This window comes from Arthrobacter sp. V1I9, from assembly GCF_030817075.1.
Classification (GTDB): Bacteria; Actinomycetota; Actinomycetes; order Actinomycetales; family Micrococcaceae; genus Arthrobacter.
The window spans coordinates 1,969,438-1,994,667 of record NZ_JAUSYU010000001.1 but is presented as its reverse complement, the minus strand read 5'-3'; the positions used below and the strand labels follow the sequence as shown (position 1 = coordinate 1,994,667).

23 protein-coding genes are annotated in these 25,230 nt (G+C 64.9%); 10 read left to right on the top strand and 13 right to left on the bottom strand.

Translation table 11 applies throughout. From position 1 onward, the window contains the following. Positions 1–4: 4 nt before the first annotated feature. Genes QFZ70_RS09485 through QFZ70_RS09475 form a run of 3 tightly spaced genes read right to left on the bottom strand, consistent with a single transcriptional unit; the run spans position 5 to position 2,734 of the window. Complete coding sequence (locus tag QFZ70_RS09485) at positions 5–949, bottom strand: heme A synthase (protein WP_307095148.1); 945 nt, start codon at positions 947–949, stop codon at positions 5–7. A gap of 7 nt (positions 950–956) precedes the next feature. Continuing rightward, positions 957–1,769, bottom strand: a complete 813-nt coding sequence (locus QFZ70_RS09480) for an ABC transporter permease (RefSeq protein ID WP_307095146.1) — start codon at positions 1,767–1,769, stop codon at positions 957–959. Continuing rightward, positions 1,766–2,734: an ABC transporter ATP-binding protein gene (locus tag QFZ70_RS09475; RefSeq protein ID WP_307095145.1), complete on the bottom strand. Its 969-nt coding sequence runs from the start codon at positions 2,732–2,734 to the stop codon at positions 1,766–1,768. The genes QFZ70_RS09480 and QFZ70_RS09475 overlap by 4 nt, the downstream gene beginning before the upstream one ends. 106 nt (positions 2,735–2,840) lie before the next feature. Between QFZ70_RS09475 and QFZ70_RS09470 the strand changes: the two genes are divergently transcribed. The 6 genes from QFZ70_RS09470 (at position 2,841) to QFZ70_RS09445 (ending at position 8,031) form a co-directional block, all read left to right on the top strand. Then, the gene (locus QFZ70_RS09470; protein ID WP_373461565.1) at positions 2,841–3,683 is read left to right on the top strand and encodes a helix-turn-helix transcriptional regulator; all 843 of its coding nucleotides are present in this window, start codon (positions 2,841–2,843) and stop codon (positions 3,681–3,683) included. Continuing rightward, positions 3,683–5,146: a Fe-S cluster assembly protein SufB gene (sufB, locus tag QFZ70_RS09465; protein WP_159825588.1), complete on the top strand. Its 1,464-nt coding sequence runs from the start codon at positions 3,683–3,685 to the stop codon at positions 5,144–5,146. Before QFZ70_RS09470 ends, sufB begins: the two co-directional genes overlap by 1 nt. Before the next feature lie 2 nt (positions 5,147–5,148). Further along, entirely contained in the window at positions 5,149–6,432 is a 1,284-nt protein-coding gene (gene sufD / locus QFZ70_RS09460) for a Fe-S cluster assembly protein SufD (protein WP_307095140.1), read from the top strand. Between the two features lie 23 nt (positions 6,433–6,455). Next, the gene (locus tag QFZ70_RS09455) at positions 6,456–6,815 is read left to right on the top strand and encodes a non-heme iron oxygenase ferredoxin subunit (protein ID WP_307095138.1); all 360 of its coding nucleotides are present in this window, start codon (positions 6,456–6,458) and stop codon (positions 6,813–6,815) included. An 80-nt stretch (positions 6,816–6,895) separates the two neighbouring features. Further along, a complete protein-coding gene (sufC, locus tag QFZ70_RS09450) occupies positions 6,896–7,684 on the top strand; it encodes a Fe-S cluster assembly ATPase SufC (protein ID WP_307095136.1) in 789 nt (262 codons plus the stop codon). A 14-nt stretch (positions 7,685–7,698) separates the two neighbouring features. Next, positions 7,699–8,031 (top strand): metal-sulfur cluster assembly factor, encoded by a 333-nt coding sequence (locus tag QFZ70_RS09445; RefSeq protein WP_104045508.1) that lies wholly within the window; start codon positions 7,699–7,701, stop codon positions 8,029–8,031. 63 nt (positions 8,032–8,094) lie between these two features. On the opposite strand, the gene QFZ70_RS09440 is transcribed toward QFZ70_RS09445, so the two are convergent. After that, on the bottom strand, positions 8,095–8,973 hold the full coding sequence (locus QFZ70_RS09440; RefSeq protein ID WP_307095135.1) for a neutral zinc metallopeptidase: 879 nt from the start codon (positions 8,971–8,973) through the stop codon (positions 8,095–8,097). A 59-nt stretch (positions 8,974–9,032) separates the two neighbouring features. On the opposite strand from QFZ70_RS09440, the gene QFZ70_RS09435 reads away from it, so the two are divergent. Next, on the top strand, positions 9,033–10,439 hold the full coding sequence (locus QFZ70_RS09435; protein WP_307095134.1) for a class I adenylate-forming enzyme family protein: 1,407 nt from the start codon (positions 9,033–9,035) through the stop codon (positions 10,437–10,439). Next, positions 10,429–11,607: a thiolase family protein gene (locus QFZ70_RS09430; RefSeq protein ID WP_307095133.1), complete on the top strand. Its 1,179-nt coding sequence runs from the start codon at positions 10,429–10,431 to the stop codon at positions 11,605–11,607. Before QFZ70_RS09435 ends, QFZ70_RS09430 begins: the two co-directional genes overlap by 11 nt. A 15-nt stretch (positions 11,608–11,622) precedes the next feature. On the opposite strand, the gene QFZ70_RS09425 is transcribed toward QFZ70_RS09430, so the two are convergent. The 5 genes from QFZ70_RS09425 to QFZ70_RS09405 form a co-directional block, all read right to left on the bottom strand. Next, on the bottom strand, positions 11,623–12,246 hold the full coding sequence (locus tag QFZ70_RS09425; protein WP_307095132.1) for an energy-coupling factor transporter transmembrane protein EcfT: 624 nt from the start codon (positions 12,244–12,246) through the stop codon (positions 11,623–11,625). Continuing rightward, complete coding sequence (locus QFZ70_RS09420; RefSeq protein ID WP_307095129.1) at positions 12,243–12,974, bottom strand: energy-coupling factor ABC transporter ATP-binding protein; 732 nt, start codon at positions 12,972–12,974, stop codon at positions 12,243–12,245. Before QFZ70_RS09420 ends, QFZ70_RS09425 begins: the two co-directional genes overlap by 4 nt. Before the next feature lie 11 nt (positions 12,975–12,985). Beyond that, positions 12,986–13,630, bottom strand: a complete 645-nt coding sequence (locus QFZ70_RS09415; RefSeq protein WP_307095128.1) for a biotin transporter BioY — start codon at positions 13,628–13,630, stop codon at positions 12,986–12,988. Positions 13,631–13,822: 192 nt separating this feature from the next. Then, positions 13,823–14,239 carry a CBS domain-containing protein gene (locus QFZ70_RS09410; protein ID WP_307095126.1) on the bottom strand — a complete coding sequence of 139 codons (417 nt, stop codon included), beginning with the start codon at positions 14,237–14,239 and terminating at the stop codon, positions 13,823–13,825. Between the two features lie 713 nt (positions 14,240–14,952). Beyond that, positions 14,953–15,771 carry a hypothetical protein gene (locus QFZ70_RS09405; protein WP_307095124.1) on the bottom strand — a complete coding sequence of 273 codons (819 nt, stop codon included), beginning with the start codon at positions 15,769–15,771 and terminating at the stop codon, positions 14,953–14,955. A gap of 306 nt (positions 15,772–16,077) precedes the next feature. On the opposite strand from QFZ70_RS09405, the gene QFZ70_RS09400 reads away from it, so the two are divergent. After that, the gene (locus tag QFZ70_RS09400) at positions 16,078–21,681 is read left to right on the top strand and encodes a peroxidase family protein (protein ID WP_307095122.1); all 5,604 of its coding nucleotides are present in this window, start codon (positions 16,078–16,080) and stop codon (positions 21,679–21,681) included. Positions 21,682–21,775: 94 nt separating this feature from the next. Next, positions 21,776–22,213, top strand: coding sequence for a VOC family protein (locus QFZ70_RS09395; protein ID WP_307095121.1), 438 nt, complete (start codon positions 21,776–21,778; stop codon positions 22,211–22,213). 100 nt (positions 22,214–22,313) lie between these two features. On the opposite strand, the gene QFZ70_RS09390 is transcribed toward QFZ70_RS09395, so the two are convergent. From QFZ70_RS09390 to arfB, 4 genes are all read right to left on the bottom strand, one after another. Continuing rightward, the gene (locus QFZ70_RS09390; protein ID WP_307095120.1) at positions 22,314–22,511 is read right to left on the bottom strand and encodes a hypothetical protein; all 198 of its coding nucleotides are present in this window, start codon (positions 22,509–22,511) and stop codon (positions 22,314–22,316) included. Between the two features lie 145 nt (positions 22,512–22,656). Further along, the gene (locus QFZ70_RS09385; protein WP_307095119.1) at positions 22,657–23,463 is read right to left on the bottom strand and encodes a hypothetical protein; all 807 of its coding nucleotides are present in this window, start codon (positions 23,461–23,463) and stop codon (positions 22,657–22,659) included. Positions 23,464–23,618: 155 nt separating this feature from the next. Further along, complete coding sequence (locus tag QFZ70_RS09380) at positions 23,619–24,683, bottom strand: spore photoproduct lyase family protein (RefSeq protein ID WP_307095118.1); 1,065 nt, start codon at positions 24,681–24,683, stop codon at positions 23,619–23,621. Positions 24,684–24,766: 83 nt separating this feature from the next. Continuing rightward, entirely contained in the window at positions 24,767–25,189 is a 423-nt protein-coding gene (arfB, locus tag QFZ70_RS09375; protein ID WP_307095116.1) for an alternative ribosome rescue aminoacyl-tRNA hydrolase ArfB, read from the bottom strand. Between the last annotated feature and the right edge of the window lie 41 nt (positions 25,190–25,230).

Sequence of the window (25,230 nt, the reverse complement as noted above, 5' to 3'; positions counted from 1 at the left end):
TAGGCTATGCCACCGGGCTGGACCGGGCGATGTCCCAGGCGTTGGTCGCCGCCACCATCAGCAGAGCCGCGCCGAGCATGTGCGCTGCAACCAGCAGTGCCGGAATGCCGTTGTAGTACTGGGTGAAGCCAATCACGGCCTGGAGGAGCGTCACACCGAGGAGTCCCAGGATGGCGGTGCGGAAGGGCCCCTTGATACGGCGCAGGAACACCAGCGCGAGTGCCACCACCGTGCCGGCCGTTACCAGGTATGCCGGAACGGCGTGGATGTGGGAGAACAGGTCCCAGTCCAGGCCGTTGCGCGGGGCGTCCGCATCGCCTGCGTGGGGCCCGGCCCCGGTCACCACCACGCCCAGCATCACGGCAAGGGTCGAGAAGAGCGCGACGGCGGCAGTCACCGGACGCATAACGCCCGGCAGGGCAGCATGGGAGGAAGTACGGAACCGTCCAGTCCGGCCGAAGGCCCGGTTCACCAGCAGCGTGGCAAACACCACCAGCGCCATGGATACCAGGAAGTGAAGGCCAACCACCCAGGGGTTGAGGTTCGTGAGGACGGTGATGCCGCCGATTACCGCCTGCGCCGGGATGCTGGCCAAAAGGCCCAGGGCCAGCAGGAAAAGGTCACGCCTTTCCTTGCGGAGGTTCCACAGGTACACCAGCATCAGGGCTGCGACGGCGGCCAGGGCGAAGGTGAGGAGCCGGTTGCCGAACTCGATAAAACCGTGGATGCCCATTTCCGGGGTGTTCACCAGGGATGTGTCAGTGCAGCGCGGCCAGGTGGGGCAGCCCAAGCCGGAGGCGGTCAGCCGAACGGCCCCGCCGGTGACCACCAAAGCGGTCTGGCCGATCAGTGAGGCCACCGCGAGGCGGCGTACCCGGACGTCCACGGTGCGGGGCAGCCGGGAGGACAGCCGGTTAACTAACTGGGGGAGGCGTGCAGCCGTGCTCACGGATATCTCAATTCCACTTGAACCAACGGATGGCTGCTGCCCCGGCGATGACAGTCCAAAGCAGCAGGATGAGGGTGGCGCCGCCATTCAGCGTGCCGGCAAGGAAAGCCTGGCGCAGGGATTCACCGAGTGCACCGGAGGGCAGGAGCTCCACCATTGACTGGGCGCCGGCAGGCAGGCGTTCCGCCGGGAGGACGATTCCGCCCAGGGCGCCCAACAGGATCCAGAGCAGGTTGGTGATGGCTAGGGTGGCTTCGGGCCGGACGGTGCCGGCCACCAGCAGGCCCAGGGCGGTAAAGGCGGCGGCGCCCAATGCCAGGAGGAACAGGCCGGGCACCCAGCCTGCTGCCTGCGGCCGCCATCCCAAGGAAAAGGCCACTGCGCTGACGACGGCCACCTGCAGGGAGAGGACAGCCAGCACTGACAGTGCTTTGCCGGCGATCAGTCCGCCGCGGCCCAGGGGAGTGGTGGAAAGGAAGCGGAGCACGCCATACCGCCGGTCGAAGCCGGTGGCGATGCCCTGTCCGGTGAACGCGGTGGACATGGCGCACAGGGCCAGGATTCCCGGTACGGCGATGTCGACGCGGTTTCCCCCGAGCCCGTCCAGGAACGGCGTCACGGTCAGGCCCACAAGCGCCAGGAGCGGCAGCACCACTGCCAGGATCAGCTGCTCGCCGTTCCGGAGCATGGCCAAGGCCTCGTACTTGCCCTGCAGCAGCACGCGGCGCAGCAGGGAAGCGGGCTGCTGAAGGCCCGCGACCCCGCCCAAAGCGGCAATCGGGGCGTTGCCTGGAGTGGCGCCGGAGGCTGTCCCCTTCATCGGATGTCCTTTCCCGAGATATCCAGAAAGACGTCTTCAAGGCTACGCGCCTGCAGGCTCATTGAAGCAGGCATAATGCCGTGCGCTTCCCACCAGCCCGCGAGTGCTGCGAGGTGGCCGGGAGTCAGCGTGCCCGTAACGCAGTAGCTGCCTGCGCGGGTTTCGGAAATATCGATGCCGTCCGGGAGGACGGCGGCAAAATCCAGGCCCGGAACCGCCTCGAACTCCAGCGTCCGGATGTGGTCCGCGCCCGCTTCCACGGCTGGATTGCGTTGAAGCAGTTCCTGGACCGTTCCTTCGGCGACGTTCCGGCCGCCGTCGATGATGTAGACGTAGTCGGCCAGCCGCTGGGCGTCGTCCATCAGGTGCGTGGTGAGGATAATGCCCATCCCGGCGTCGCGCAGCTCGGAAATCAGGTCGAACACGAGTTGACGGGACTGCGGGTCCAGGCCGGCGCTGGGCTCGTCTAGGAACAGGACTTCCGGCCTGCCGATCAACGCGGCGGCAAGGGCCAGGCGTTGCTTTTGTCCGCCGGAAAGCCGGCGGACCGTGGTCCGGCTGAACGCGTCAATACCCAGCCGCTCAATCAGGTCGTCCACGGGCCAGGGCTGTGCGTACAGTCCGGCGATGTGCCGCAGCAGTGGTACGGGCCTGGACGACGGCGGCAGCCCGCCGTCCTGAAGCATCACACCTACGCGTGAGCGCAGTTCCGCCCCTGCAGTTGCGGGGTCCTGGCCCAGCAGCGAGATGTCGCCGCCGCTTCGCTTCTGAAGGCCCTGCGCACATTCGAGGGTGGTTGTTTTTCCCGCGCCGTTGGCGCCCAGCAGGGCGGTGACCTGCCCGCGTTCGGCGACGAGGGAAACGCCGCTCACCACCCGGAGCATTTTTCCGTCCAGGCTTGCAAGCGGGCCTACATCCTTAACTAGCCCACTGATGGACAGGACGGGGGATTGGGGGAATCGCACCCCAGTATTCTACGGGATGTAGTATTTTCCGACGTCCTCCGGCAGCACTACTCAGGTCAGCCTCGCCTTACTGGAGGCAGGGACTAAATTACGACATCATTGTGTTGTGTATTCCATGAGCAATGCTACTGCTGTGCCCTTTGCCGGGCCTGGGGCCTTCCAGGCCCCTGCGGACCAGGCCACCGTGGCCGCTGGTCCGGTGGCTGACGCCGATGAGCGTACCCGGGACCGCGTCCTCACGGCCGTCCTGGAACATGGACCCGTCAGTGCCGCTGAACTCGGGGACCTCCTGGGGTTCACTCCGGCGGCGGTACGACGGCACCTGGACCATTTGTCCCGTGCAGGCGTTGTCGAAGTCAAGCGGGTGGCCAAGTCCGGCGCCGGGGCAGGCCGTCCCGCCCGTCGCTACGTCCTCAGCTCCCAGGGCCAGTCCAGCCTCGGGAACGACTACCTGGGCATTGCCGCCCTGGCGCTCCAGGAGCTGCAAAAAGTTGCCGGCCCGGACGCGGTGCGGGCATTCGCCGTCGAGCGCTTCTCTGAGATGGAACGCCGCTACGCTCCGGAAATCGACGCGGCCGGTCCGGACATCACCGACCGCGCCAAAGCTTTGGCGGACGCCCTGAGCCGTGACAACTTCGTGGCCTCCGCCGCTTCCATCGAGGCCAAGCCTCCACTGCCGGCGGCCCTGTCCAGCGTGCAGCTGTGCCAGGGGCACTGCCCCATCCAGCAGCTCGCCGCCAGGTTCCCCGTGTTTTGCGACGTGGAGACCGAAGTGTTCTCAAGGCTGGTGGGCGTCGACGTCCGGCGCCTCTCCACACTGGCCCGCGGCGGGCACGTCTGCACCACCCACATACCAACAGGCAGGCTGTCTGCCCAGGAGTCCGTGAGACCCCCGGCAGCCCCCGCCAGCCTGAATGAAGTAACCAACCATCAGCAAGAAAGGCCGTGATGACGGACCAACTATCAGAGAAAGCGGTAGCCGAAAACACTGTGATCTCGGAGATTCTCGAAAAGAATCCCGAGCTCCACGGCATCGGCAACTACGAGTACGGCTGGGCTGACAAGAACGACGTCGGTGCCAACGCACGCCGTGGGCTCAACGAAGAGGTTGTCCGGGACATTTCGGCTAAGAAGAGCGAGCCGGAGTGGATGCTTGACCTGCGCCTCAAGGGCCTGAAGTACTTCGACCGGAAGCCCATGCCCACCTGGGGCGCGGACCTGTCCGGCATCGACTTCGACAACATCAAGTACTTTGTCCGCTCCACCGAGAAGCAGGCTGCCACCTGGGAGGACCTGCCCGAGGATATCCGGAACACGTACGAGAAGCTGGGTATCCCGGAAGCTGAGCGCAGCCGTCTCGTGTCCGGTGTTGCGGCCCAGTACGAGTCCGAGGTTGTCTACCACCAGATCCGCGAGGACCTTGAAGCCCAGGGCGTCATCTTCCTGGACACCGATACCGCACTGAAGGAACACCCGGAGATCTTCCAGGAGTACTTCGGCACTGTCATCCCGGTGGGCGACAACAAGTTCGCCTCGCTGAACACCTCCGTCTGGTCCGGCGGCTCCTTCGTGTACGTCCCCAAGGGCGTCCACGTGGACATCCCGCTGCAGGCGTACTTCCGCATCAACACGGAAAACATGGGCCAGTTCGAGCGGACCCTGATCATCGCCGACGAGGACTCCTACGTCCACTACATCGAAGGCTGCACGGCTCCGATCTACACCTCGGACTCCCTGCACTCTGCCGTGGTTGAAATCGTCGTTAAGAAGGGCGCCCGCGTCCGGTACACCACCATCCAGAACTGGTCCAACAACGTGTACAACCTGGTGACCAAGCGCGCCATCTGCGAAGAGGGCGCCACCATGGAATGGGTCGATGGCAACATCGGTTCCAAGGTCACCATGAAGTACCCAGCCGTCTACCTCGTGGGTGAGCACGCCAAGGGCGAGACCCTGTCCATCGCCTTTGCCGGCGAGGGCCAGCACCAGGACACCGGCTCCAAGATGGTCCACATCGCTCCGAACACCAAGAGCTCCATCATCTCCAAGTCGGTGGCCCGCGGCGGCGGCCGCGCAGCCTACCGCGGCCTGGTCCAGGTCCGCGAAGGCGCCAAGCACTCCGCCAACACCGTTCGCTGCGACGCGCTCCTGGTTGACACCATCAGCCGCTCGGACACCTACCCGTACATCGACATCCGCGAGGACGACGTTGTGATGGGCCACGAGGCAACTGTTTCCCGGGTCAGCGAAGAGCAGCTCTTCTACCTGATGTCCCGCGGCATGCGCGAAGACGAAGCCATGGCGATGATCGTCCGCGGCTTCATCGAGCCCATTGCCCGCGAGCTCCCCATGGAGTACGCACTTGAGCTGAACCGCCTGATTGAACTGCAGATGGAAGGGTCCGTCGGATAACGATGACTGAAATCACTACTGAAAAGGCACGCATCGGCGCGCCCTCAGCCCAGCCGTTCATTGACGGCTTCACCGAAGAAGGCGAGAGCCTTTCGCCGATCAACGCCGGCTCCAAGGCACCCCTTGCGGGCGCCTCGGCCAAGAGCCACTCCCACGGCGGCGGCGTAGGCATTCCGGACAGCTCGCGTGCCGGGCGCCTGACGTCCTACACGCTTGCGGACTTCAAGCCGCTTACCGGCATGGAGGAGGACTGGCGCTTCACCCCGCTGAAGCGCCTCCGCGGGCTGCACGCCGAGGTCCTGTCCGGCGCGGCTCCCACCGTGGTGGTCAACGGTCCGGAGCAGGTCATTGTGGAAAGCGTGAACCGGGACGACCAGCGGATTGGCAACGCCGGTATCCCCGAGGACCGGGTGTCCGCCAACGCGTGGGAAAACTTCGCCGGAGCCACCGTGGTGACCATCCCGTCGGAATTCGAAGCCCTGACGGAGATCTCCGTCGACATCGAAGGCACCTCCCTCGACGCCGCCGCCCAGCACCTCGTGATCGTGGCCGAGAAGTTCTCCAAGGCAGTTGTTGTCCTGAACCACAGGGGCTCCGCCGTCGTTTCCGAGAACGTCGAAATCATCGTGGAAGACGGCGCCAACCTCACCGTGATCTCGCTCCAGGAATGGAACGATGACGCCGTCCACGCCTCCTCCCAGCAGGCAAAAATCGGCCGCGACGCCAAGCTCAAGCACGTCATGGTGAGCCTCGGCGGCGACCTGGTCCGCGTCACGCCGTCGGCCCGCTTCACCGCCCCCGGCGGCGAAGCCGAGCTGTTCGGCCTGTACTTCGCTGACGCTGGCCAGCACCTGGAACAGCGCCTGTTCGTGGACCACGCAGTGCCCAACTGCAAGTCCAACGTCCTCTACAAGGGCGCGCTGCAGGGCCGCAATGCCCACGCAGTGTGGGTTGGTGATGTCCTGATCCGCAAGGAGGCAGAAGGCACCGACACCTACGAGGCCAACCGCAACCTGCTGCTGACCGACGGCGCCCGTGCCGACTCCGTGCCCAACCTCGAAATCGAGACCGGGCTGATCGAGGGTGCCGGCCACGCCAGCGCCACCGGCCGAATGGATGACGAGCACCTGTTCTACCTGATGGCCCGCGGCATCCCGGAGGATGTTGCCCGCCGCCTCGTAGTCCGTGGCTTCCTGAACGAGATTATCCAGCAGATCAAGGTCCCCTCCATCGAGGAGCGGCTGACCGACGCTGTCGAGCGCGAACTCGCGCTGACGGACAACTAGAAGGTACGGGGCACGGTTTACTGATGACTGACCAGCCAAAGGGCGAGCTTGTCTGCAAGGTGGATGAAATCCAGCTGAAGCAGGCGCTGCGGATCCTGATCGACGACTACCCTGTGGCGATCGTTAAGGACTCCATGGGGGAGATCCACGCAATCGGTGACACCTGCTCGCACGCGGACATTTCACTTTCCGAGGGTGACGTGGAGGGTTGCGCCATCGAATGCTGGGGCCACGGCTCGCAGTTCGACCTGCGCACCGGTGAACCGTTGCAGCTGCCGGCCTACGATCCCGTTCCGGTGTTCGCCGTCGAGATCCGGGGAGACGAGGTCTACGTGGATTTCACCCACATCCTCAACGGCGCCGAAGCCCCCAACTTCAGCTAGCACCACAGAATTACGAACCAACTTCCAGACAGAGAACCGCACCGCAGCCGCCAGGCACGGTGCAGAGGAGAACAAGACACATGTCTACTCTTGAGATCAAGGACCTGCACGTCAGCATTGAGACGGAGCAGGGCACCAAGGAAATCCTGAAGGGCGTCAGCCTGACCATCCGGACCGGCGAAACCCACGCCATCATGGGCCCCAACGGCTCTGGCAAGTCCACGCTGGCCTCCACCATCGCAGGCCACCCGCGCTACAACGTCACCAGCGGCTCCATTACCCTCGACGGCGAAGACGTCCTGGAAATGAGCGTTGACGAGCGTGCCCGCGCCGGCGTCTTCCTCGCCATGCAGTACCCGGTGGAGGTCCCCGGTGTCAGCATGACCAACTTCCTGCGCACCGCCAAGACCGCGATCGACGGCGAAGCCCCTAAGCTCCGCACATGGACCAAGGACGTCAAGGCTGCCATGGAGCAGCTGCGCATCGACGCCGACTTCGCCCAGCGCAACGTCAACGAAGGCTTCTCCGGCGGCGAAAAGAAGCGCGTGGAAATCCTGCAGCTGGAACTCTTCAAGCCCAAGTTCGCCGTCCTGGACGAGACGGACTCCGGCCTGGACGTTGACGCGCTGAAGGTTGTCTCCGAGGGTGTCAACCGCGCCCACGCCGATGGCAACATGGGCACACTGCTCATCACGCACTACACCCGGATCCTGCGCTACATCAAGCCTGACTTCGTGCACGTGTTTGTGGACGGCCAGGTTGTTGAGGAAGGCGGCCCCGAGCTGGCCGACCGCCTGGAAGAAGAAGGCTACGACCGCTACGCCAAGGGCTCCGGCACTGCCGCTGCGCCCGCCGCCGCACAGGCCTAGTAAAGGAACCTGCCATGACCGAAATCAACGTGTCCCGCACGAGCCTTGAGGACGTCGAAGAGGCGCTGAAGGATGTCATCGACCCCGAGCTCGGCGTCAACATTGTGGACCTCGGCCTCCTCTACGGCCTGAAGTACTCCGATGACGACGGCGCGCTGCTGATCGACATGACCCTGACCACTGCGGCCTGCCCGCTCACCGATGTCCTCGAGGAGCAGGTTGGCCAGGCCCTGGACGGCGTCGTTGATGACTGGCGCCTGAACTGGGTGTGGATGCCGCCGTGGGGTCCAGAGCGGATTACCGACGACGGCAAAGACCAGATGCGGGCCCTCGGCTTCAACATCTGACACCGCTTACGACGACGGCCGGTTAGCTTCCCTGCGGAAGGTAACCGGCCGTCGTCGCGATCGTTAAAGGGTGCGCGCGGAGAAGGTGTCGCACTGTCTGATGTCGCCGGTGTTGTAGCCCTTGTAGAACCAACGCTGGCGCTGCTCGCTGGAGCCGTGGGTCCATGCTTCGGGGGAGACCCGTCCGGTGGCTGCCTCCTGGATCCGGTCATCACCGACGGCAGAGGCGGCGGACAGTGCATCGTTCAGGTCCTGCTGGGTGAGCGCCTCCAGGAACGGCTCGCCTGTCGGACCGGGCTGGGTAGATGCATGCTTGGCCCACAATCCGGCGTAGCAGTCGGCCTGAAGTTCAACGCGTACGGCGCCGGACTCAGGGCCCTGTGGGTCCTGCTGTGCCCGGTCCAGATTCCCCAGGACGTTCTGGATGTGGTGCCCGAACTCGTGCGCCACCACGTACTCCTGCGCCAGCGGACCGCCCGAGGAACCGAAGCGGTCCACGAGTTCCTGGAAGAAGCCGGGATCGAAGTAGGCGGTGGTGTCGGCCGGGCAATAGAACGGCCCAACAGCGCTGGAAGCCGTACCGCAGCCGGTATTGACGCCCTGCTCGAAGAGCACCGTCTTGGGCCGCGGGTACCGCACGTCGTACTGCTGCAGATAGGCGGGCCAGAACGCGTTCAGGCTGTTGACGGTGCCGGTGATGCGGCAGTCCACGCGGGCGTCCGCATCCGCCCCCCGGTCGCAGGCCGGCGCGGTCCCTTGGCTTTGAGGCTCCTGCCCGGCCCCTGCCAGGCCCTCCAAGAGTTGCGGGTTGACACCCAGGAGCGTGGCGATGAGCAGGATGAGCCCGCCGCCGATGCCGCCACCTACCTTCACTCCGCGGCCCATGCCTCGCCGGTCCTGGACCTGCGACGGATCCAGCTGCACATTGTCGTTGAAACTCATAAAGTCACAATACCCATGGACCTGAATCTCAAGCGGTGCCTGCCGGTAAAGTTGGTCCGATGCCTTTCCTCAACCGAATCCAGCGCTGGGCCGAAGAACGGCCGCACGACACCGCCGTCGTGGTCGCCGGTCACCGCCTAACCTGGGCGGCACTCCGCGATTCAGCTGCCGGCCTGGTTCCCGAGACCAAGGCGGTGACGGCCCTGTCTGAGGCCAACTCGGTAAATTTTGTTGTGAAGTTCGCGGCGGCCCTGGCCGGCGGGCGCCAGTGCGCAGTGCTCGATCCCGCTTGGCCTGCCTCGTTGCAGGAGGATATCAGCCGCCGCGCCGAGTCGTCCGCGCAGCCCGCAGCGGTGTCCCCGGACGATGACCTGGCTGACGGGGCGCCGGAGGCCACCTTCCTCATTGGCCTTACGTCCGGCACCACCTCGGTCCCGAAGGCCTTCACCCGGTCCCGGCGGTCCTGGCAGGAATCCTTTGACGCGTCGATCGAGTTCTTCGGGCTCAGCGCGGGCGATGTGACGCTGGCGCCGGGTCCGCTGGCCGCGAGCCTGAACCTTTACGCGCTGGCCGAGTGCCTCTACGCCGGCACGGAATTCCAGACCCTTGAAACGTTCGACGTCGGCGACGTCCACGCGGCCATCACGCATGACCGTGTCACCCGCCTGGTGCTGGTGCCCACCATGTTGAGGATGCTGAGCGAGCGCGGTCTCACGGGATGCGTAGACGGCTCCGGGGTGCGCAGCATCATCTGCGCCGGCTCAAAGCTTGACGCCCGGACCCTCGAAGCGGCACGCCGCTGGGCGCCGAACGCCACCATCTTCGAGTACTACGGCGCCTCGGAGCTGAGCTTTGTGTCCGGGGTGGGCCTTCCTGCCCGGGCAGCCGCGGCGGTGGGCGGGACGGGCATCGGGCGTCCCTTTCCCGGTGTGGACGTGAGAATCCTGGACGACGCCGGGACGCGGCTTCCGGACGGGGCCGCCGGTAACATCTGCGTGCGCAGCGCGATGGTCAGCAACGGCTACCTCTGGGGCGATGACGGCGAGGCGTTGCGGTCTTTTGGCGGCTGGTTCACCGTGGGGGACCAAGGCTACGTCGAGGCGGGGGAGCTGCACATCCTGGGGCGCCGTGCGGACATGATCCTCACTGCCGGCAAAAACGTTTATCCGCACGAGGTGGAACTGGCGCTGGCAGCCGTGCCTGGCGTTGCCGCTGCCGTCGCCGCCGGGGTGCCCGACGACCTTCGGGGCCAGCGGGTGGTGGCCGGCATCGTTCCGTCCGCCGGTGCTGTTACTGCAACCCAGCTGAAGGCGGGACTGGAGAACATCCTGGCCCGGGACAAGTGGCCGCTTCAGTACTATGCGGTGACAGAACTGCCCATCACGGACCGCGGCAAGGTCAGCCGGAAGCTGCTGCTGGACTGGATCAGCTCGGGAGACCACAGGATCCGGAACCTTGGCGCCTGAGCTCCTTCCGCCGGACCGCCAGCCCGTCATCGTCGCGGCCCGCCGCACTCCTGTATGCCGCGTCAACGGCGCTTTGCGTTACCTCCGGGCCCACGAGCTTCTGGCGCCGGTGCTCCGGGAGCTCGTGGCGGGCCCGGGAATGGCGCCGGGCGCTGTCGCCGATGTGCTGATCGGCAATGCGGTGGGCGGGGGCGGGAACGTAGCCAGGCTTGCACTGCTGGAAGCGGGCCTGCCGGTCAGCGTTCCCGGGCTTACGGTTGACCGCCAGTGCGGCTCCGGACTTGATGCGATAGTGCTCGCCGCCGGGCTGGTGGCGGCTGGTGGCAATCCGCTGTACCTAGCGGGGGGGGTGGAAAGCACCAGTACCGCGCCCCTGCGTGCGCACCGGAACGACGACGGCGGGCCGGAGTTCTACGCCCGGGCCCAGTTTGTGCCGGACAGCTTCGGTGACCCGGATATGGGTGTCGCCGCGGAAGACGTGGCGCGAAGGTTCGGCGTGAGCAGGGAACGGCAGGACGCGTTCGCCCTGCGCAGCCACCGCTTGGCTCTTGCCGCCGCAGAAGCCGGGACTTTCCACGGCGAGCTGGTCCCGCTGGATACCAGCGCGGGGACTGTTGGTGCCGACGACGGGCCGCGGCGCAAGCTCACTGCCGCGGTGATGGCACGGTTCCCGCCCGCCTTCGTGGACGGGGGAACTGTCACCGCGGGAAACTCCTGCTTCGACGCGGACGCCGCCTCCGCCGTCGTCATCACGTCCCTGCAGCGGGCATGGGACCTGGGGGTGCCGGACGGCCTGCTCGTGCTTGGTACGGGGACGGCGGGAGTGGAACCTCAGCTTCTTGGTGTCGGTGCCGCCGCTGCAGCCCGCAACGTGCTGGCTGCGGCGGGCGCGGGCGTGGATGAGCTGGGCCTGGTGGAATTCAATGAGGCGTTCGCGTCCCAGACCCTTGCCTGCCTTGACGAGCTGGGGATTGACCCGGAGTTGGTGAATCTCGACGGCGGGGCGCTGGCTTTGGGCCACGCGTACGGCGCGTCGGGTGCTGTCCTGGTGACCCGCCTGCTGGCCCAGGCCCGCAGGGCCGGAGAACCCGGTACCCTGGCGCTGGCCATGATCAGCATCGCCGGCGGCATGGGCACGGCTGCGCTGCTGCGGTACGAGCGCCTGTAGATCGCCCGTCGGGTTTTAGTCCTCGGCTTCGCCCAGACCGCGGGCGGCGAGCGCCTCACCTGTCTGCCGGGCGAAGGCCACGGAAGTGATGAAGACCGGCAGGATCAGGGCGCGCGGATTGCGCTCCAGCCCTCTTGCCCGGGCCGAATCCCGGACGTCGGCGAACGTGCCGGCGATGTAGGGGATGCTCCGAAGCATGATGGCGATGGTGAGGGCGAACCGCTCGGGATCCGCACCGAACCTCTTGAACGGACCCACCGCTTTGACCACTCCGTCCAGGAGCGCCTGCACCGGGGTGGTGGCGGTCAGCAGCGACGCCGCCACCACGCATACGAGGATGTTCAGGACGATCCGGGCCGCAATGGGTGCGCCCAGCTGCCACCACTGGAAGAGCCCGATCACCAGCAGGACGGCGGCGAGCGGGCGGACGGCGCTCCAGAGCCGTTTGAGTCCGGCGCCCGTCAGCAGGAAGAGGCCAACGAGCCCTGCCAGTACCGCGCCGGAAATACGCCAGTCCTGGATAATGAACGATGCTAGGCCGCAGCCGAACACCAGGAGGAACTTCAGCGCCAGCGGTGACCGGTGGATAAAGGAATTCCCCGGCACGTAGTTGGCCAGGAGAAAGCCGTGGCCCCTCATCGGCTGCCCGGTCCCTGGGCCTGCAGGCCGTCTGTGCACAGGGCACGGTACGCCGCCACAGCCTCCGCCGGGCCGCCGTCGAACGCGACCTTTCCGTCTTCGATGACCAATACCCGGTCCATCTCCAGGGCGAGGTCGAGGTCGTGGGTGGACATGATGATCTGCTGTTCCAGTCCGGACAGAGTTCTGCGAAGGAGTTCCCGGTTGCGGAGGTCCAGGAGGGTGGACGGCTCATCCAGCACCAGTACGGCGGGGTCCACTGCGAGTACGGCGGCGAGCGCCATCAGCTGGCGTTCACCGCCGGACAATTCGTAGATGCTCTGGTCTGCGAGGCGCAGAAGCCCCAGCCGCTCCAAGGCGGTCTCGGCCGCCCTGCGCCGCTCCGCGCCGTTCTTGATGGAGCGGCGCAGTGACAGTTCCACGTCCTCCCGTCCCGTGGGCATCACCAGCTGGGACAGTGGATCGGTGAAGACAAAGCCGACGTTCCTGCGGACGTTCCGGACGGCACGGACTGTATCGTCGCCGTCGACCGAGACCGTGCCCGCCGTGGGCTGCACGAGGCCGTTGAGCAGGCGCAGCAGCGTGGACTTCCCGGAGCCATTGGCGCCGATAACACCAACGCGGCGTTCCTTGAGCTTGAGGTTGAGTGCGTCAAGAAGGACCTTCGGCTCCGGGCTGTGGTCCGTTTCGACTGCGACTGTTACCTGGTCAAAGGTGACTACGGGCATCGGTGTTCGCCTCAGGCCTTCGTGAACCGGGGCACGCTCCGCCGCACGCGGCGGACCAGGATGTCCGGGAAGGCGCGGTGGAGGGCGACGGCGATAACCGCCGCGAGGATGTTCTTGACCACGTCGCCCGGGTAGAAGACGACATCGCTCAGGAAGGCCTGTTCGAGGGTGGCCTTGGTGTTCAGGACGATCCCGGCGATGCCGAGTGAGTGCACGAACACAACGCTGGTGATGGTGGCGGACAGGAACAGCCACAGGGCGCGGGTTTTGGTGGTCCTGCGAATCACCACGGTGGCCAGCCATCCGACCACCAGCGCGGCGATGGGGAAGGCGATGATGTACCCGGCGGAGGGGCCTGCAAGGATGCCCAAGCCGCTGCGGCCCTGGCTGAAGATGGGTAAGCCGGCGAGGCCAAGGAGGACGTAGAGTCCGACGGCGGCGAAGCCGCGTCCCGGGCCAAGGACCAGCCCGGTGAGCATCACGGCAAGGGTCTGGAAGGTGATGGGGACGCCGAAGCCGTTGACGGCCAGTCCGGGCACGAGCGCGGCGCCCGCGACGAGGGCAGCGAAAACGGCGATCAGCCCAAGGTCGGTGGCGTTCCAGCGGCGGCGCCGGCTGGGGTTGGAGTTTTTGACGGCAGTGTCGGTGTTGCTCATGGTGGTCCTGTCGGGGTTGTACAAGCGGAATCTAATGTACTGCCGACGTTACTGGCGGTCGCGTGCCGCTATTTTGTAGATGCCCTACTAAAGGCGACACCGGCCGCTGAGGGGTGGGCACAAAGAAAGCCCACCGTTGGGGGCCGGCGGGCTTTCCGGGGTCAAACGCTACCGGGAACAACCCTCGACGCGTCAGTAGAAGGAGATGAGTTCGACAAGTTCCCCCACCCTGTCCTCCGGGTAGTGGCGAGCGACGTCCGCTTGGGTAAGTATCCCCACCAGGTCATGGCCGTCAATGACCGGCAACCGGCGCACCTGATGTTCTCCCATTACCCTGATCGCTTCTTCGATGGAATCGTCGGCGCCTATTGTCACCGGCTTGCCCTGGCCAAAATCCCCGGCCTTCGCCGTACGTGGATCTCCGCCCTCCGCAAAGCACTTGATGACGATGTCCCGGTCCGTGATCATGCCCTTGAGGCGGTTGTCCTCTCCACAAATAGGCAGGGCGCCGACGTCTAGGTCTTTCATCTTCCGTGCCGCTGCCTCCAAAGTCTCCTTTTCACCGATGCATTCAACGCCGCCGGTCATAATTTCACGTGCTGTGGTCATGGCATTCTCCTCTTTAGCTTGCGCCCGGGGGCAGGCATTCCCGGTATCGGGGGTTCCCCCGGCTTCAGGATCCGCGACCGGTTCCTCTTGCCGCGTGATTCGATAAAGTCGACGAATTTCCGCGGGTCACCTCGACCTGCCTGGCACTGAAATACAGCTCTGTCCCGGGTCTCCTGAATAACCCGCCTCCTTCCCTTTTCCAGCTTCTGCTTCAAAGCGGGCTATCGTACGGCCTCGACAGGGGCTTCGCTGAGCACCAGAGGTGCCGCGCGGTTCATGCTGCAGCCCGTCCTGAGGATGGGACCACCAGGCTTTGGGGCGATGGAGGGAGTCAGGATGTGGACCAGGCCAATGACGACGAATCCGGTGCGGGCGAGAATCCGCGGGGCGGGGAGGGGGCTCCCCGGGGCCCCTTCGGATAGCGCCTGATTCGGTTTCCCCGACGCACTGCCCATGGCTGGCCCTTCCCGACATGTACCCGCACTTCGGTAGTCCGCTCAGCAGCGCCGCCCCATGAGCATCGCGGACTGCTCCATTCTAGATCCGTGTGAATCGTCCCGACAGACCTATGGCTGTTCCGAAAAAGATGCCTGGCGTTGAGTCTTAACGGGAACGCGGGAGGCTTCGCAGTTGGCTGCCAGCCCGCTCGGGCTGCCATAGGGGGCGGCGATTGGACGGAGCTTTCTATCCGGCCAGTGTCCCCGTCTTTGCCCTCACGGTGTGGTTTCTTCGGCCGATCCCGGATCCGAAAAGATTTCAGATTCCGAGGTCGGTTCGGTCCCGGGGGCAGGCACCAGGCCCTGTTCGGTTTCGGGGGCGGGGTCCGCTGGCAGGGTGTCGCCTGATTCGTTCGCTCCCGGCTCTTCGGTTCCGATCGAGCCGCTGTCCCCGCTGCCGGAGATGTCGTCCGTTGTCAGGCCACCTTCTTCATGCGGGCTGTTCTCGACTTGCCCGGGGACTTGCCCCACGTTTTCAGTCGAGGTGTCTGTCTCGCCGGGGACAGTCGTATTGCCGCTCAATGCTGTACCGAGTGTGGTCGTGCGCTCGGTCGCACCGTCGTCGATGCTCGACGTCGAGGAGACAAGGCTGGAGATGGGCTGATTGGTGCCGAATTCGACCGCGGTGAGACTGACCATCGCGAGAACGAATGCGGCAGCACTGACTGCCCCGACCTTGATCCAGGTCCTGGGGGTGAGCCGCTTACCCGCAGGTTTGGCTTGAGGTTCGCCACTCCCGGCCGGAGCGACGGCGGCGAGCACGTCGCCGTCGTCAGCTTGCCGGCCCTGCCTGCCTCGCTGAGGGATTTTAGTGAGTGCCATGGTGGCGGCTGAACTCAGTGTTCGGGCATAAAGAGCGGCGCCTACCGTGGCAACAATAGAGCCGAGGGCGGCGCCGATGAGTGTTCCGGCGACGCCGAGAAAGGACCCAACCAAGGCGGAGGTCACCGCGGCCAAGGCCGAGCCAATAGTCTGGGTGCCACTTAGCCCAAGGAACTGTTTTGGCTTGTCGTCATTAGCGGATTCCGCAGGCATATACTCACACGCAATTCAGTCGGGATTGTTACGAACACATAACGATACCAGTCTTGGACCGTCCACTGCGCGACTGTCGCTCCGACTGGGAGCGCCACGCCTTGTGCATAGATCGTTCGATTGGGACCCCGGTTTGGGTGCTTCACGCGCCAGCCATGTGCTGGTACAAGGTTTTTACGAGGCTCCCATCCGACGATGGCACCGTTCTCTCCCCCTCCTAGCGGTAGGTGTGCCTTGAAACTCTTTGGCTGGAAGTCAGACGGCGGCGCGGATCAAAGTCGATCCGCAGCCCTCACGGATGTGCCTTTGAACCGGCGGCTGCGACGCGACAAACGACGCCAGCAGCCGGTTTCCTTCAGGGTGGTTGCGGCGGCAACCACTCTTGTGATCCCCGCGGCGATGGGATTGCCTGTGGTGGCGGCCAACGCGGTACAGGCACCTGTCGGCGCCGGATTCACCGTAACCCCTGCGGATCTGTCCTTCATCCTGAAACAGATCAAAATTGCCGAGGCCCACGTCGTGAACACGACGTCGGAAACCGGACCCTGCGGCGCCCTCGTGGGCACCGGCCCGAACCAGCTGGCCAGCCCCCTGCTGTCGTTCGGTCTCCGGACCGTGGACGGGAGCTGCAATAACCTCCAGCCCGGCCAGGAAACCTTCGGCGCCGCCGACCTGGTATTTCCGCGGCTGACCTCCAAGTCGTTCCGCGACGCTGAAAGCGGCACTGCCAATCCGCGCGGAACCGCGGTGGACACGAGCTACTCCCAGAAATCCGGGGACGTCTTCGATTCCCAGCCGCGCGTCATCAGCAACCTCATCGTGGACCAGACGTCGACCAACCCGGCCGCCGTTTCGGCTGCCGGCAATCCCGTGCGCACTCAGGGCAATGAAGGTGTCAAGCCGTGCACCACGGACCCCGATCCGCTCGCAGAACCGCCGGTGGCAGCTGCTCCGGCCGGTTGCGTCCCGTCCCACAGCACGCTCTTTATCCCCAACGTCACCACCGACGTCGGTTTGTCGCCACCCTACAACTCGATGTTCACCCTGTTCGGACAGTTCTTCGACCACGGCATCGACCAAACGGTGAAGGGAGGAGGAACGGTTTACGTACCACTGAAGGCCGATGATCCGTTGATCGCCGGGCCGGACCACAACATCGCCACTACGGCCGATAACCTTCCCCCTCAGCTCCGCTTCATGGTCCTCACCCGCGGCCAGAACCAGGACAACGGCACTCCGAACGACACCAGCGACGACGTGCAGGACGCCCTGAACACGGACTCCCCATGGGTGGATCAGAGCCAGACCTACACCTCGCACGCCTCCCACCAGGTCTTCCTGCGCGAATACGCCAAGAACGCTGCCGGCCAGCCCGTGTCCACCGGCAAGATGCTCGGGGGCATGCCCGGCACGCCGGAAGCAAGCGGCATGGCCACGTGGGAATCCACGAAAAAGCAGGCGCGCGAGCTGCTCGGCATCCAACTGTTGGACAAGGACGTCCTGAACGTCCCAATGCTGGCCGTCGACCTTTACGGAAATTTCATTCCGGGAGCCAACGGTTTCCCGAAGTTCGTAACGGCAACAGGGGAAGTGGAAATCGACCCGGCTGCCAACGGAGGCGCGGGGACCCTTGTGCCGGCAAACGTGCGTTACTTCAATACCCCGTTCCTGACCGATATCGCGCACAATGCCGACCCGTCGGCCAAGGACACAGACCACCGGCCGGACACCCCGCCTGTTGCCCCGCAGCCGGACGAGGATACGACGGCCTCGGCTGACTTTGCCAGCCAGCCCGCTGGTACGTACGACGACGAGATGCTCAACGCCCACTTCATTGCCGGTGACGGGCGTGTCAACGAAAACATCGGCCTGACTGCCATTCACCAGGTGTTCCATTCAGAGCATGACCGGCTTGTCGATGACGTCAAAGCCACGCTGGCGAAGCCGGAGAATGCGGCACTTCGCGCCAGCTATGAGGCGGTCAGCGGGTCCACGTTCGACTACGGGGAGCGCATCTTCCAGGCAGCCCGCTTCATCACGGAGATGGAGTACCAGCACATTGTGTTCGAGGACTTCGCCCGCAAGGTACAGCCGGCCATCAACCCGTTCCAGCCATTCGCCTTCACCGAAACCGATATCAACCCGGCCGTCACGGCCGAGTTTGCCCACGCCGTCTACCGGTTCGGCCACTCGATGCTCACCGAGACCATCTCCCGGCGCAACGAACACAAACCCGGAACCGACGGGACCTACGGGACCTCGGATGACATCGCCGGTTCGGTGAATGACATTTCACTGCTGGAGGGTTTCCTGAATCCGCCGGCCTACTTTGACGGCGGCGATGCCGGCAAGCTGACCCCTGAGCAGGCTGCGGGCAGCGTCGTCATGGGCATGTCGGACCAGGCCGGCAACGAACTGGACGAATACGTCACGGAAACCCTGCGGAACAACCTGCTGGGCCTCCCCCTCGACCTCGCCGCAATCAACATCACACGCGCCCGCTCTGAAGGCATCCCCAGGCTGAACGCGCTGCGTAAGGAAATCCACGAGGCCACCAACGACGGCCAGCTCAAGCCCTACGTGAACTGGATCGATTTCGGGGAGAACCTCAAGCACCCCCAGTCCCTGATCAACTTCGTGGCGGCCTACGGCAAGCACCCCACCATCACGCAGGCATCCACGCTGGCAGCCAAGCGCGCAGCTGCCCGCGCCATCGTCAACCCGGATACCATCGCAGGGGATGTTCCACCTGAGGACGCTGCAGCGTTCATGAACGGTATCGGTGAAACATGGGCAGATGCAGAAGGATCGACAAGGACGGGCCTTGAAGACGTCGACCTTTGGGTCGGCGGCCTGGCAGAGCGGACCAACCTCTTCGGCGGGCTGCTGGGCAGCACGTTCAACTACGTGTTCGAGAAGCAGATGACTGAACTGCAGAACGGGGACCGTCTGTACTACTTGGCGCGTACCCCTGGCATGAACCTGCGGGCACAGCTGGAAGGCAACTCCTTCGCTGAACTGGTAATGCGCAACACCAACGCCCAGGCGCTGAAGGCCGACGCCTTCGCCACCGCCGACTGCAAGTTCGAACTGAAGAACCTGGCCGGCACCCGGGATGGTTTTACGCTCTCCGGCAATACCGTGGCGGATGACGCGGACTCGGAGTGCAACGAAACCGCGCTTCTTATCCGCATGCCCGACGGCACGATCAAGTACCGCGCCTCAAACACCGAGGACCCCGCCGGCATCAACGGCCAAGGAGTTTACAACGGCACCGCAGGAGCCGACCGCATCTACGGAGGCGTCGACAATGACACCTTCTGGGGTGGTGAGGGCAACGATATCATCGAGGGCGGCGACGGGGCCGACGTCGCGCTCGGCGGCGAAGGCAGCGACATCATCACCGACTTTGCCGGCGACGACATCCACAAGGGCGGCCCGGGCAACGACGCGATCGACGGCGGCCCGGGCCTGGACATCCTGATGGGCGGTGACGGCAGTGACTTCACCAACGGCGGGGAGAACGACAATGAAACCTTCGCCGGTGAAGGCAATGACTTCGCCATTGCCGGCAAGGGGCAGGACGCAGTCATCGCCGGCGGCGGCGATGACTGGATGGAAGGCGGCGAAAGCCCCGATCTGCTGATCGGTGACTCCAGCAACCTGTTCTTCCTCGACGATTCGGAAAAGCCGGGCCATGACATCCTGATCGGCCAGGGCGGTGACGATGATTACGACATGGAAGGCGGGGACGACATCGGACTCGCAGGCCCGGGCATCGAAAAGGTGGCCGGTGGTTCCGGTTACGACTGGGAAATTGGCCTGCACGATCCCCAGCCGCAGGACGCCGACCTCAGCCTGCAGATCCTGCCCCTGGATGTCCTACAGATAGGCGTCCGCGACCGCTACAACGAAGTGGAGGCGCTCTCCGGAGGCCCCCTGAATGACAAGCTCCGGGGCGACGACACCATCCCGAGCCAAGGTGGGGGCGAAGGCTTTATCGGCTGCAACGTCCTGGATGTGCACGGTGTAGACCGCATATCCGGCCTCAGCGACCTGATCCCGGCAGAAGCGCGGACCACCCGCATCGCGGACGTTATTGCCGCGTCGGCCTCCAAGGACTGCCCGATTCTGGACTCCTCGGAGAACGCTATGGCTTGGGCCGACGGCAACATCCTCCTCGGCGGCGGCGGCAGTGACATCATCGAAGGCCGTGGAGGCAACGACATCATCGATGGTGACCGCTACCTGAATGTCCGGCTCAGCGTCAAGAACGACGCCGGCGAAGTGATTGGCAGTGCCACGGGCATGACCGCGCAGTACCTGAAGAACGAGGCCGGTGCCCTGACCGGGGCCACCCTCCAGGCGGACGTTTACGCCGGCAAGGTCGACCCTGGCAACATCGAGGCAGTGAGGGAAATCCTCTCCACCAGTGGTGGAACGGACAAGGCCGTGTTCTCCGACATCGAGGTGAACTACACCGTCACGGAAGGGAACGGGGTAACCACGGTGACCCACAACAACGCCGGCCCAGACGGAACGGACACCCTCCGGAACATCGAAACCCTGGTTTTCGCCGACTCCATCGCGCCCAACGCACCCACCGGTGTGACGGCCGTGACCGGTGACGCCCAGGCAACGGTGAACTTCAGCGCTGCTGAGGCCGGCGGGATCACGGAGGAGTTCTCGGTCAAGGTAATCAATGTGGCTACCGGAGCCCAGGTCGGTGAGCTTCGCACAGCAGCAGGCGACGCCACCAGCCTGGTGGTCACCGGATTGACGAACGGCGTTCAGGTCCGCTTCGAGGTCACGGCAACGAACGGCCATGGTTCCAGCCCGGCTGCAGTTTCCAACGCGGTCACTCCTGCCGTGCCGGTGCTGGTAACAGCTGTCCCGACCATCACGGGAGCAGCCGTCGTCGGGGGCGTGCTGAGCGCCAACACTGGAGTCTGGGGGCCAGCGCCGGTGACGTACAGCTACCAGTGGTTCGGCAACGGCACTGCCATCGGCGGAGCAACGGCGGCCACATACACCCTGCAAGCTGGCGACGCAGGCAAGGCCATCACCGTCCGGGTCACCGGTTCCAAGGCCGGCTACGCTACGGCATCCCAGACGTCGGCGCCGGTAACGGCAGCCAACGTTGTGGGCGTCCCGACCGCGCTCCGGGACTTCAACGGTGACGGCAAGACGGACCTGCTGGCCAGGGACTCGAGCGGAGTGCTTTGGACCTACATGGGCAACGCAGCCGGACAATTCCCGACGCGTGTCCGGGCTGGCGGTGGCTGGAACGTCATGAACGCCATCAGCTCCTCCGGCGACGTGAATGGTGATGGCCGGGCCGACCTGTTGGCCAGGGATTCGAGCGGTGTGCTGTGGTCCTACCTGGGCAACGGTGCCGGAATCTTCCCGAACCGGATCCGGGTCGGTGCCGGCTGGAACACCATGAATGCCCTGAGTGCCTCAGGCGATGTGAACGGTGATGGCCGGGCCGATCTGTTGGCCAGGGATTCGAGCGGTGTGCTGTGGTCCTACCTGGGCAACGGTGCCGGAATCTTTCCGAACCGGATCCGGGTCGGTGCCGGCTGGAACACCATGAATGCCATCAGCGCCTCCCGGGACCTGAACGGCGACGGCCGGGCTGACCTGTTGGCCAGGGATTCGAGCGGTGTGCTGTGGTCCTACCTGGGCAACGGTGCCGGAATCTTCCCGAACCGGATCCGCGTCGGTGCCGGCTGGAACACCATGACGGCCATCAGCGGTGCAGGTGACCTGAACGGCGACGGCCGGACTGACCTGGTCGCCAGGGACTCGCGCGGCACGCTCTGGTCCTACCTGGGCAACGGTGCCGGAGTCTTCCCGACGCGGGTCTCAGCCGGCGCCGGCTGGAACACCATGAGTGCCATCAGCTAGTCCGCTTGCCAGCCGACGCCCGGGCCCCGAAGGGCCCGGGCGTCGGCTTGACCGCTACTGGAGGTATTCGGCCTGGCTCGGTAACGTGCAGCGCATGGCCATCAAATTAGAGAACGTCGGCATCGCCGTTCGCGACCTTGAAGCAACGATCTCCTTTTTCACCGACCTCGGTCTCACAGTCGTCGGCCGTGACACGGTCAGTGGTGAATGGACCGACACCGCCGTCGGCCTGGACGGCAACCACGCCAAAGTAGTTATGCTCCAAACGCCTGACGGTCACGGTCGCCTTGAGCTCTTCGAGTACATTCACCCCGAAGCGATCGAGTCGGAGCCCACTCGTCCTAACGAGATCGGCATGCACCGCGTAGCCTTCTCCGTCGATGACCTGGACCAAGCATTGGAGATAGCCGCGAGGCACGGCTGCCATCCGCTTCGGGGCGTGGCCACCTATCAGGACGTCTACAAGCTCACTTATGTCCGCGGTCCCAGCGGTATCCTTGTGATGCTCGCCGAGGAACTCAAGAGAAACTGAGGGCCGCATAGCCCGCAGGCAGGGAAATACTGCCTCGACCATGGGTTGCAAAAACAAGTGCAAGGCTTTTTATGCTGAGGGAAGTCCCTGAGGGCGTGCCCTACTTCGGGCAGCGCAGGTCCGGGTTGTAGGCAGCGAACATACTGTTCGGGTTGTCCTTCCACACCCACGCGTGGAGCGCGAAGGAGCCGGGGAACGGCCCGTTTTCGGATTTGATGCCAGCGATCGAAGGCCGCTTGGCCGCCGTCGATACAAATTCAGCGGCTACCAGCTTGTACCGCCCATACTTGTTGGGCATGTAAACGAGTCCGAGGCGCCGTGCCCGGACCCTCCATGGGCCACAGCAGTTCCGGGAGCAAGGCCGAGGGCAAGTGCTGCAGCGGCGGCCATCGATAGAAGTCCCGTCTTGGTGCGGTGAAGTCCAGCACCCTCGAAGCCGAGGATCAGGCCTCGGCTCGCGGCAGCACCAGCATGTAACCGGTCGGAAGGTCGGTGCTCCAGCGCCGCGGCTCCCGGATGACGAACTGCGTGGCCAACTGCTTTGGGGTTAGCAGGCTGTTGGGGGCAGGTGATGGACCCCATCGCCCGCTGCCGTGCGGGTACAACGGATCCAGGACGCGGATGCCCGTGACCGAGAACTTCGGGAACTGCATCGGATCGCCAAGCGACTCGAACCCGCTCATCACCCACGCGTGGCGGCCGCTCCACATGACAAGCCCTACTGGCCGGCCTGTCTCAGCGATGGCACGCGCCGCCGTCCGCAGCGCATCGTCGTAGTCAGCGACGCTGACCACGGAGTACGGCCCCATTCCAACTTCGGTCAGCACCTGTGCCCAGCCCAGAGGGTTGGCACCATTGAACGAGTTGGACGACCGTGCCCGGGCCATTTCCCACAGTTCGCCCTGGTGGCCGGAATCGGCCCACGTGCCCCCTCCGGTGTCGTCGATGAGGTTGTGTGCGATCTGGATGCTCGCCGCGACACACCAGTCGAAGGTGTACTGCGGCACGAAGTCACCCTTCTGGTAGAGGTTGTAGGCGAACGGCCGGGGCGGCACCAGGGAAGGTGTCGTAACTGGCGCCGGGGCAGATTGGGGGGTGCGGGCCACGTCGCCCGCGGCTGGCGGGGCAGGGGACGCGCTGGTGGGACGTTCAGTGTCGGCCTCATCGAGACCGATGGAGGGCGCGCAGCCCGCGAGGAAAGCCGCCAGGGCGATGAGCCAGGCCAGAAAACGGGTACGGGCACCGATCATGATCGGTCCAGTTTAGCGCGCTGCCATCGGACCCGGGCAGGGGATGGCGCCCCAATACTGGAGGCCACAGCGCCAATTCGGGAGCGGCGGTGCGGTACCGCAGGCCGTGAGGAACCCCGCTAAGGCGGGGCCACGTCGTCGTCCGCCTCAGGACTTCAGAAGGCGTAGCGGATGCGGCAGTAAGGCGCTATCTCCTCAATGAGCGCGGTCAGTTGCCGCATATAGCGCCCCTTGCTTCCTGAACGGTAGCGGACGTTGGTGAAGCCGTTGGACGAGACCTTCGATTCCTGAAGGTCCGGCCGCCACAGCACCTTTTCGGCTTGCGGATGCCACCCAAGGTTGACCTCATGGAGCCGCTCGTTGTGGGTCAGGAAGATGACTTCAGCCGCGAGCTGGGCCTTTGCGGCCGGTGTCAGGGTGGCATCGAGCTGGCGCAGCAGCCCCTCCCAGTCCGAAAGCCAAGTGTCGGTGATGATGACGGGGGAGAAGTTCACGTGCACCTCGTAGCCGGCGTCGACAAAGTCGTTGATAGCGGCCATGCGTTCAGCCACCGGTGAGGTCCGGACGTCAATCGATTTAGCCATATCCGCGGGCATCAGCGAAAAGCGGACCCGGGTGTGGCCGCCGTGGTCCCAGCCGAGCATCGCCGGGTTCACGTACTTGGTGGCGAAGGACAGTTTGGCAGTAGGCAGGTCGCGGAAGAGCGTGACGAGATCCTGCACGTTGTCGCTGATCAGCGCGTCCACGGAGCAGTCGCTGTTTTCACCGATGTCATAGACCCACAGTTCGGGGTCGCACTGGTTGGGTTCCAGCTTCATGCCCTGGCGGGTGACGTGCCGCTCTAGCGCCCCGGCGATCTGGCCGATGTTCGCGAACACGGTCACCGGGTTGCTATACCCCTTATGCCTGGGCACGTAGCAGTAAGCGCATGCCATCGCACAGCCGTTCGCGGTGGAGGGGGCAATAAAATCCGCCGACCTGCCGTTGGGCTTGACGGTCAGCGCCTTCTTGACGCCGAGGACCAGCGACTCCGTCTTGATCCGGGACCAGCGCGGAACGTTCGCTTCATCACCGTGCACCTCGGGGATGTTCCAATGATTGTCGACCAGCACGACGTCGGCGTCCGGCCAGCGTTCGACCATCTCCTTGCCCCTGGGAAGCTCCAGCGCAGCCGGCTGCGCGTAGATGCGCCGTATCTGCAGAAGCCGGTTGAAATCCATCAGTTCATTGTCCCAAGACGGTGACGATGCCGCGGGAGATTAAGCCCACGGCATCATGGCTTCACGGCAAACATGCCAGGTGTCTACTCGGCGGATGGCCGCCTCCGTTGCTGCTTCGTTGCAGACCGCCTTTCCTTAGCCGCAAGCCGGCGACGGTTCGAGCCGCGGGTGGGTTTTGTCGCCCGGCGGCCAGGCCCTTCAGGAGCAAGGCCCCCTGCCACAAGGTGGGCTAGCTTGGCCAGGGCGATCTCGCGATTGCGCAGTTGGGAGCGGTGCTCCGACGCCGTAACAGTAAGCGCTCCGGAGACGAAACGGGATCCGAGCCGCCGGATGAGAACCGTCCGTTGGCCGCCCGAAAGTACAGCGGAGTCCCTGACGTTCCAGGAGAGCTGCACGCGGCTGTCCGAGGTGTTGACATGCTGACCGCCCGGCCCGGACGAACGCGAAAACCGCCACTCGAGTTCAGCCGCGGGAATCGTGAGCTCGGGCGACACCTCCAGATCCATGCAACCAGCGTTGCATGAAACCCGAAGCTTCACGAGGCGGT

Excerpts from the sequence above, each read along its gene's own strand:
- QFZ70_RS09480 (WP_307095146.1), bottom strand. The coding sequence starts at position 1,769 with ATGAAGGGGACAGCCTCCGGCGCCACTCCAGGCAACGCCCCGATTGCC.
- sufB (WP_159825588.1), top strand. The coding sequence starts at position 3,683 with ATGACGGACCAACTATCAGAGAAAGCGGTAGCCGAAAACACTGTGATC.
- sufD (WP_307095140.1), top strand. The coding sequence starts at position 5,149 with ATGACTGAAATCACTACTGAAAAGGCACGCATCGGCGCGCCCTCAGCC.
- QFZ70_RS09455 (WP_307095138.1), top strand. The coding sequence starts at position 6,456 with ATGACTGACCAGCCAAAGGGCGAGCTTGTCTGCAAGGTGGATGAAATC.
- sufC (WP_307095136.1), top strand. The coding sequence starts at position 6,896 with ATGTCTACTCTTGAGATCAAGGACCTGCACGTCAGCATTGAGACGGAG.
- QFZ70_RS09445 (WP_104045508.1), top strand. The coding sequence starts at position 7,699 with ATGACCGAAATCAACGTGTCCCGCACGAGCCTTGAGGACGTCGAAGAG.
- QFZ70_RS09440 (WP_307095135.1), bottom strand. The coding sequence starts at position 8,973 with ATGAGTTTCAACGACAATGTGCAGCTGGATCCGTCGCAGGTCCAGGAC.
- QFZ70_RS09435 (WP_307095134.1), top strand. The coding sequence starts at position 9,033 with ATGCCTTTCCTCAACCGAATCCAGCGCTGGGCCGAAGAACGGCCGCAC.
- QFZ70_RS09425 (WP_307095132.1), bottom strand. The coding sequence starts at position 12,246 with ATGAGGGGCCACGGCTTTCTCCTGGCCAACTACGTGCCGGGGAATTCC.
- QFZ70_RS09420 (WP_307095129.1), bottom strand. The coding sequence starts at position 12,974 with ATGCCCGTAGTCACCTTTGACCAGGTAACAGTCGCAGTCGAAACGGAC.
- QFZ70_RS09415 (WP_307095128.1), bottom strand. The coding sequence starts at position 13,630 with ATGAGCAACACCGACACTGCCGTCAAAAACTCCAACCCCAGCCGGCGC.
- QFZ70_RS09410 (WP_307095126.1), bottom strand. The coding sequence starts at position 14,239 with ATGACCACAGCACGTGAAATTATGACCGGCGGCGTTGAATGCATCGGT.
- QFZ70_RS09405 (WP_307095124.1), bottom strand. The coding sequence starts at position 15,771 with ATGCCTGCGGAATCCGCTAATGACGACAAGCCAAAACAGTTCCTTGGG.
- QFZ70_RS09395 (WP_307095121.1), top strand. The coding sequence starts at position 21,776 with ATGGCCATCAAATTAGAGAACGTCGGCATCGCCGTTCGCGACCTTGAA.
- QFZ70_RS09390 (WP_307095120.1), bottom strand. The coding sequence starts at position 22,511 with ATGCCCAACAAGTATGGGCGGTACAAGCTGGTAGCCGCTGAATTTGTA.
- QFZ70_RS09385 (WP_307095119.1), bottom strand. The coding sequence starts at position 23,463 with ATGATCGGTGCCCGTACCCGTTTTCTGGCCTGGCTCATCGCCCTGGCG.
- QFZ70_RS09380 (WP_307095118.1), bottom strand. The coding sequence starts at position 24,683 with ATGGATTTCAACCGGCTTCTGCAGATACGGCGCATCTACGCGCAGCCG.
- arfB (WP_307095116.1), bottom strand. The coding sequence starts at position 25,189 with ATGGATCTGGAGGTGTCGCCCGAGCTCACGATTCCCGCGGCTGAACTC.